This window comes from Rubritalea sp., from assembly GCF_039830215.1.
Taxonomy (GTDB): Bacteria; Verrucomicrobiota; Verrucomicrobiia; order Verrucomicrobiales; family Akkermansiaceae; genus Rubritalea.
Map to the genome: position 1 here is coordinate 1 of NZ_JBDOPO010000367.1, position 7323 is coordinate 7323.

The window sequence follows — 7323 nt, forward strand, 5'->3', positions numbered from 1 at the left end:
CCATCTGTACTTTGAGGTCGAGCTTCCATTTGTCGAATGGCTCAGGAATAGGGACTTTGAAATTCTTTGAATCAAAGGCCGGAAGTTCAACATCTGAGACTGCTGAGCTGGGAACCCCTATAGGTAAAATGTCTATGTCTTTGTAGAAGAGAGATTCCACGAAGCCAATGGTTCCGCTGAGGGTGGCATCTTCTAGGTTTCCTGCTAGTTTGAGCTTAGCGTTAGCCCTAACTGAGATGGAATCGTTGCGGAAAACCATTGCGTAGTCGGTCTTGGCATTGACTTCGAAGAATGGATTTTTGAGCTCTTTAAGGTCTACTTTAGCGTCAGCAGCGAAAAGTCCGCCGTTGACTGTGGCCTTCAGGTTGGCTGTTATTTTGCGGTCGGAGTTCGCCTTGCATTCGATGAGAATATCGCTGACGTCGTCCACTGTGTCGTCGGCGATGACTAGTCGTGGGATTTCAATACGCGTGTCGAGCTCGACCTTCGGGTCTAGCAGATTGCCAGTGATCGTTGCTTCGCCGTGGAGGTGACCGGTGATTTCTTTTAGCTGGGGGACGAGCCTGGCAATACGGTTGAGCGGGAGAGTGTTGATCTCTAGCTTGCCAGCTACCTCGGATTCTTTGAGAATCGTTTCTAGCTCTGTAGATTTTTGGACCCACTGAAGTGGGGTGAAAGGTATCGCAAAATCTAACTTCATGCGCTGCGTCGTGGCCTCGTTGAGGACACCAGAGAAATTGAGGCGCTTGCCTAGAGTTTTAAAGTCGGCCAGCATGTGGAGAGGGGCTAGCTCCTTATTCGCGATGCCGCGAAGCCCTTCGAGCTTGACGAAGCCTTTGATGTCCGGTTTGTGTGGCGAGCCTATGAGGTCAACCCCGAGTGAGACGGTTCCTTGTAGGTCGCTCAGCTGTTTGACCTCACTGAGTTTAAACCACTGGTTGATTTTCTTAATGGGTAGAGGCCGTAGGTCGGCGTCGACTAACCATGGGGTATCTTGAGCTAAAAATTTTTCGAGTGATGTGATTTCGCGGGTGAACGGTAGCTTGGCAGTGACTGTTGAGATACTATCGGACGCTCTAAATATTTCACCTTTACTGAGGTGGATAAACTGGCCATCCCACTGGAGCTCGGCGTTTGCTACGAAGTCTTCACTTTTAATCTGCAGAGGCTTGAGTGTGATAGATTCTGGCCATTGGTACTCTAGTCCAGTGGTGAGCTCGAAGGTGTCTGCGTCTCTATAACTGATACTCAATGGTGCGAGTTCCATCTTGCCCAGCTGTGGCGCATCGAGGTCAGAATGCCCACTACCCCGCCAGTGAAGATTTAGGGAGTTTTCAATTTTAAGGCCAGTGTCGTAGGCCGCGAGCAATTTGTTGATCCAGAGTGGGTGCTTTTCTATGACGGCAATCTCAGCCTCGTATTTGTCATTCTCGAAGGTGTAGCTAGCATCTACCTTGATGGGAACTGCTTCTCCTTCTTTGGCAATGATTGCGACACGTCCTTTTTTTAGGTGCTCGTATTCTCCTTGAATTTGGATTGGAGGAATGGGGGTTTGATCGATTATAGCACCAGCTATCTCGAGTTGGCTGTTGAGGCTGATGAGTTCTAAGTCGGCGATTTTGACTTCGCCTACCAGGGCTATACTGGTCTCTGAAAGTTCCACTTGTTCGGGAAGATCGGGAATGAGCTTCGGGGTATTAGCTAATCGAGTGCTGTGGATTTCATATCGCACAGCAGTATCTAACCACCACTTTTCGCCCTTGATTTTCGCCCACTTGCCTGAGATTTCAGCCTTCAATGGAGCGCCCAGAAAGAGTGTCTTAAGATTTAGTGCGTAGCTGCTACCTTCTTGCTTGTAATGAAGTTTGGTGTTTTCCAGCGAGTAGGCCTCGTAATCGATTTTCGAGAGGCCAAGGTCACAGGTAATTTCCCAAGCTGAAATAGGCGAGGACCAGTTGTCGATTCTGACATCGAGCGACTCGAGTGATAAGTCGAGCGGGAATTCTAGGTTGAAATGTTTCGCTAGTGCGGCGGAGTTGAGCGACCCACCATGCAGCTGGGCAGAGATATGGTCACTCAGTTCTACAGTGATCTCTGAAGATAGCAATTGTAGCTGCGCTGTGGCGGTTAGCTTACTAGACCAATCCGCGTGAATTTCTGAGAGTGTCACGTCTGGTAGCACTTCTAGAGTGCTGAGGACAATTTTTGAATCAGTCCAGCTCACTCGCAAATCTTGCAGTGGTGTCTCAAGGTGTTTGCTATCTTTCGCTGTGAAACCATTGAGTCGGTATGCATCGCTTTGCTGGGCGTGATGGAGGGAGTGCAATTTGAACTCAGCCACAAGTTCACTGTCTTGAAGTAGTGAGATGTCAATGTCACTGAGTTGAATATTTGGCTGGCGAACCCACTCTCTGACCAGATTTATGGTTTCTTTGACTTTTTGAATACTCGTTTCTTCCTCCGATGCAGAGGTCACGAATTTGGCGAGATCAATGACGACGGTGGCCTCACTCAAGCTGAGGCTTCGGACCTTACCGTGGACCAATTCCTTGAGCAGACGGTAGTCCGCAGAAGCTTCTGAAAATTGCAATTTTTGTATGCCCCCAGTGCCGACATAGTCAAATTGGTTCAATGTGAAGCCAGTTCTTAAAGTTCCTTTTACTGAGCAGCCCCCAGTCATGCCTAGGCTGAGTAATCCCTCATCGATCGCGTAGTGCACGCACCAGCGAGCAATAGGCCCGTTGAGCGCCCAAGCTGAAGCACATAGAATACCAGTGAGCCAAAGCAGTCTCTTGCGCCATTTGCGTTTAGGTTTTGTTTCTGGAGAGGAATCGTCGGCCATGCTGCTTTCACTTATCCCCAGGATACTGAGTGCTCTCGTTAGAGAGGTAAAGAAAAGTCTAAGTTAACTCTATGGTGCCACTCCCAGTTAGAGGGCGTAGCTGAACCAGCCAAGCAATGCCCACTCTGAGTGAGCAATTTAAAAGCTACCGAGCATTTGCCTCAGCTAGTTTAACTGCCATCTATGGTGCCCGATTAGGTCTGCCTCTAAGGTGACAGCAATCACCTTGAGTCATGGGTATGAACCAATGAAACCGGCTCAGGTACTGCACCTGAATTTCACAGCTTGAGCGCCCCATGCGATGGGCCGCTATCACCACTCAATGCTATTACCTCAGGATATTTCAACGGCAATGGAAAAGTAGAACTCATGCTAGCTCAAAACCATCTCAGCAATTAGGTTTAAAGCTGCCTCCGGCGGGGAGCACCCAGCTGCCATCTCGAATGGCATCAAAACGGTTTTGTCGCTGTTCCTCACAGTCGAAGTGGCATATCACTGGTTAACGATACACGGGCATCCTAGCGATAGAAGTCGATGGTGAGAAGGACCAAGACATTCTGGCTGCTCAGATCATGATCAGCTTCTACTCTTTGAAAAGATGAAGAGTGCAGAGTAAGCTTATCCTTGGCAATATTGATTGGGAGATAGTTAAGACGTTCTTTCCATCTAGCTGGAAATCTTAAATTATTCCGGAAGTTCGCCGCCGTGGCGAATGTCGGTCGCGGTTTCCATGTAGACGACATCTTCGGCGATGTTGACTGCTAGGTCACCGACGCGTTCAAGCCAGCGCGAGATGAAGACTAGGTGGAGGTAGGCCTTATGGGCGTCTGCTTCACCTTCTAGGCATTTGGTGAGTTGCTTGGTGGCCTTTTTGTGGAGCTTGTTCAGCCCAGGGTCGGCGGCGATCACTTTCAAGGCTAGCTCTTGGTTGCCGTCGGCATAGGCCGAGAGAGCATTGGTGAGCATGTTGTTGGCATGTTGAAAAATAGGCTCGATCAGAGAGACTTCTGGGAGTTCTGAGGTGCGGATGAGTTTGCGACTACGTTTTGCAATACTCACGGCGTGGTCGGAAATGCGCTCGATGATGTTGGTGATTTTCATCGAGGCCACCACCACACGCAGATCACTGGCGAAGGGCTGGTATTTCGACATGATCATGACACCATCTTCGTCGATTGAGATTTCGAGTTGGTCCACGTCTTCGTCGTCTGCGATGACTTTGTTGCAGAGTTCGCTGTTGCGGTCGAAGAGGCCTTGGAGGGCGTTTTCTAGGTTTTGTTGCGCTAGACAACCGATGTTGATGGTCTTTTCCTTGAATGCTTTGAGAGCTGCATTGAAGTCGCTGAGGATATGTCCGCCAGTTTGCATAGGAATGTGTGAGGTAGGATTTTTAAGGTGGTGCTTAGCCAAATCGGCCAGAGATGTAGTCTTCGGTTTGTTTGACTGAAGGGTTGGAGAATATTTTGTTGGTCGTGCCGCACTCGACAAGCTCACCGAGGTAGAAGAAGGCTGTGTTGTCGGAGATCCGGCTGGCCTGCTGCATCGAGTGGGTGACGATGACGATGGTAAAATCTTGACGGAGCTCGGAAATGAGTTCTTCTACTTTAGCTGTGGCGATGGGATCGAGCGCTGAGCAAGGTTCGTCCATCAAGATAACTTTTGGTTTAACAGCTGTGGTGCGAGCGATGCAAAGTCGCTGTTGCTGGCCACCGGATAAACCTAGAGCAGAGTCCTTGAGCCGGTCTTTGACCTCGTCCCAGAGCGCGGCACCTTTGAGGGCGCGTTCGACAGCTTCATCGAGCGTGCCTTTATTTTTGATGCCCTGAATACGAAGGCCGTAGGCGACATTTTCGTAGATTGATTTTGGGAAGGGATTGTACTTCTGGAATACCATGCCGACTTGCTTGCGCAGTTCTATGGCATCGACGTCTGGCGCATTGATATCCTGGCCCATGATATTGATTGAGCCACGTGTGATCTTGGAGGTGTCGACGAGGTCGTTCATCCGGTTGATACAGCGTAGCAGTGTGGACTTTCCGCAACCAGATGGTCCAATAAAGGCGGTCACTTGCTTTTCTGGGCAGTTGAGAGAAACACCTTTGATGGTTTCTGTTTTCCCTTGGTTGTAGCTGAACCCGAGTTCATCGATGCGGATCAATGCTGGGTCAGTGTGTGTGTCTTGAGCTGTGGGTGAAGTTACCATTGGATACGTTTACGGATGCGGCTGCGGAGAACCATTGAAAGAAGTGAGAAACCCATGACAACGAGGAGGAATACGAGGATCGAGCCGTATTGCATCGGCTTGACGTATTCGCTGTCAGGGAATTTTGCGAGTGTGTAGATGTGGAAGGGCAGGGCCTGGACGGATTGTGTCAGGAACGACCAGAATCCCTCGTCGGCGAGGACAGCGGTAGGCAGTTTGCTTTTATCGCTGGCTGCTGCAGTGAGCATGATAGGGGCGGTTTCACCCGCGACACGAGTGATGCCTAACACCGAAGCGGTGAGGACTCCTGGAAGAGCGTAGGGGAGGACGGCGGTGCGGATTGTCTGCCAGCGAGTGGCTCCGAGGGCAAACCCTGCTTCGCGGAATCCTTGGGGTACAGCGCGGAGGCTTTCTTCACAGGCGGTGATGATGACTGGCAGCACCATGATGGCAAGGGTGCATCCACCAGCTAGCAATGATTGCTCCCAACCTTCGAAGCTGATGTAGCCGCTGCCGATAGAAAAGGCAAAGAGGCTACGGTCAGAGATTTCTGTGACGTAGTTCGGGGCCATGTAGCAAAAGACTCCCCAGCCAAAGAGCGCATAGACGATGGAGGGGACCCCAGCGAGGTTGAGAATGGCTAATCTGATGAGTGACATTACCTTACCCGTTCCACAATATTCGCTGAGATAGATGGCTGCTGAAACGCCAATGAAGAGGGCGATAGCCATACAAATAGTGACTAGAAAGGCTGTGCCTAACAATGGTCCTAGAATTCCTCCACCACTCGCCGTGTAGTTGTGGATGTCAGTGACTTCTACCGTTGGGTTCTCAGTCACCCAGTTGTCGTACTTTGTCTGAGTCATCGAATATTCGTTGCCCGTTGAGTCTTGCCAGACGGTGAGAATCTGCGGGCTTTCGGTGAAGAATTCGGTGTTGATGTATGGTGCTTCACTGGAGACAAGCGTGGGGAGGCCTTTGATGAAGATATCGCTAAAAATGAACAAGGCACAGGCGATGATGATGTAGGTGGCGAAGCGTAGCAGATTGATGCCGACTTTTTCTTTTCGCTGAAGCCATCCATTCTTTTGTTTGAAAGGATTGTCGCTTTGAACGATTGATGGATTATTAGTGTCGCTCATGGGCTTAGGCTTTATTGCGGTTGAGGATGCGCTGGCAAAGGCTGTTGATGGTGAGAGAGATCATGAAGAGCACGAGGCCGACCATGAAGAGTCCCTCCCAGAGAATGGAGCCAGGCGCGGCCTCACCATTCTCAGATGCAATGATGCCGGTCATGGTGTGGACCGATTGGCCTATGACATCGAAGCCGGCTGTGAAGTCTGGCATTTGAGCCATATTTCCAGCAACGAGAAGGACCACCATAGTTTCTCCAATGACTCGGCCAAAACCTAACATCACGGCTGCGATGATTCCTGAAAGTGAGGCGGGGACGATGACTTTGAGGGTGGTCTGGAGCTTGTTGGCTCCCATGGCTAGAGATGCCTCGGTGTGTGACTTTGGAACGTTGTTAAGCGCGTCCTCTGCTAGTGTGAAGATGGTGGGGGAGGCCATGAAGGCTAACAAAATACCCGCAAGCAGTACATTGAGCCGGTCCGCGATTGGGAAACCGGGGACCCATTGGAGCCATGCGACTTGGCTGAGGTCTTTGAGAAGTCCAGCAACAACGAGGACGCCGAAAAGTCCCAGAACGACGGAGGGAACCGCTTGAATAAATTCGATGGTAGGTTTGAGAAAACCAGCCTCGCGCTTGTTTGCGAATTGGTTGACGTAAATGGCTGCCCCAACTGCTAGAGGGATGGCGAAAAACATGGCAACCACAGATATCAGCAAGGAGCCAGTGAAGAGTGGGACAATACCGAATAGGCTCTGGCGGCTACTTCCGGTGTTCCAAACAGTACCGAAGAAGAACGCTTTGAGGCTGTCAAATGTGGTGAGTGGTTTGTCGTGCCTCCATTGTTCGAGGGCGCCTCGATTTTCAGAAATGATCGTGTCGAATTCGGCGAGAAGCTTGTTGGCAAGAAGGATGGAGTCTTGGGCTTTCTGGGAATCGATAGCCTCAGTAGGAATCATATCCAATCCAGCTCTGAATCCCTCCTTCATGGTGCCGACTGCTGCATCGTGCTGCCTGAGCAATGTGTAGATAGGCTGGATGCGCTTGTCGGTATCCACAGCGATGAACGTTGATTGAGCTTTGCTGATCTGAGCTCTGCGCTGGAGTAGGTCATCTTCGGTTGCACCTGCTGATTGTGCCTTTGTC

At 50.5% G+C, this 7323-nt stretch carries 5 protein-coding genes; all 5 read right to left on the reverse strand.

Going from position 1 to position 7323, the window contains the following annotated elements; translation table 11 throughout:
* A partial coding sequence (locus ABGY95_RS12520) for a hypothetical protein (RefSeq protein WP_347442022.1) occupies positions 1 to 2842 on the reverse strand: 2842 nt, incomplete at its 3' end.
* Positions 2843 to 3526: 684 nt separating this feature from the next.
* Positions 3527 to 4210, reverse strand: coding sequence for a phosphate signaling complex protein PhoU (gene phoU, locus ABGY95_RS12525; RefSeq protein ID WP_347442023.1), 684 nt, complete (start codon positions 4208 to 4210; stop codon positions 3527 to 3529).
* A gap of 34 nt (positions 4211 to 4244) precedes the next feature.
* Positions 4245 to 5045, reverse strand: a complete 801-nt coding sequence (pstB, locus tag ABGY95_RS12530) for a phosphate ABC transporter ATP-binding protein PstB (protein WP_347442024.1) — start codon at positions 5043 to 5045, stop codon at positions 4245 to 4247.
* On the reverse strand, positions 5039 to 6187 hold the full coding sequence (pstA, locus tag ABGY95_RS12535) for a phosphate ABC transporter permease PstA (RefSeq protein WP_347442025.1): 1149 nt from the start codon (positions 6185 to 6187) through the stop codon (positions 5039 to 5041). Before pstA ends, pstB begins: the two co-directional genes overlap by 7 nt.
* A gap of 4 nt (positions 6188 to 6191) precedes the next feature.
* Positions 6192 to 7323 (reverse strand): phosphate ABC transporter permease subunit PstC (pstC, locus tag ABGY95_RS12540; RefSeq protein WP_347442026.1); only part of this gene is annotated, 1132 nt, incomplete at its 5' end.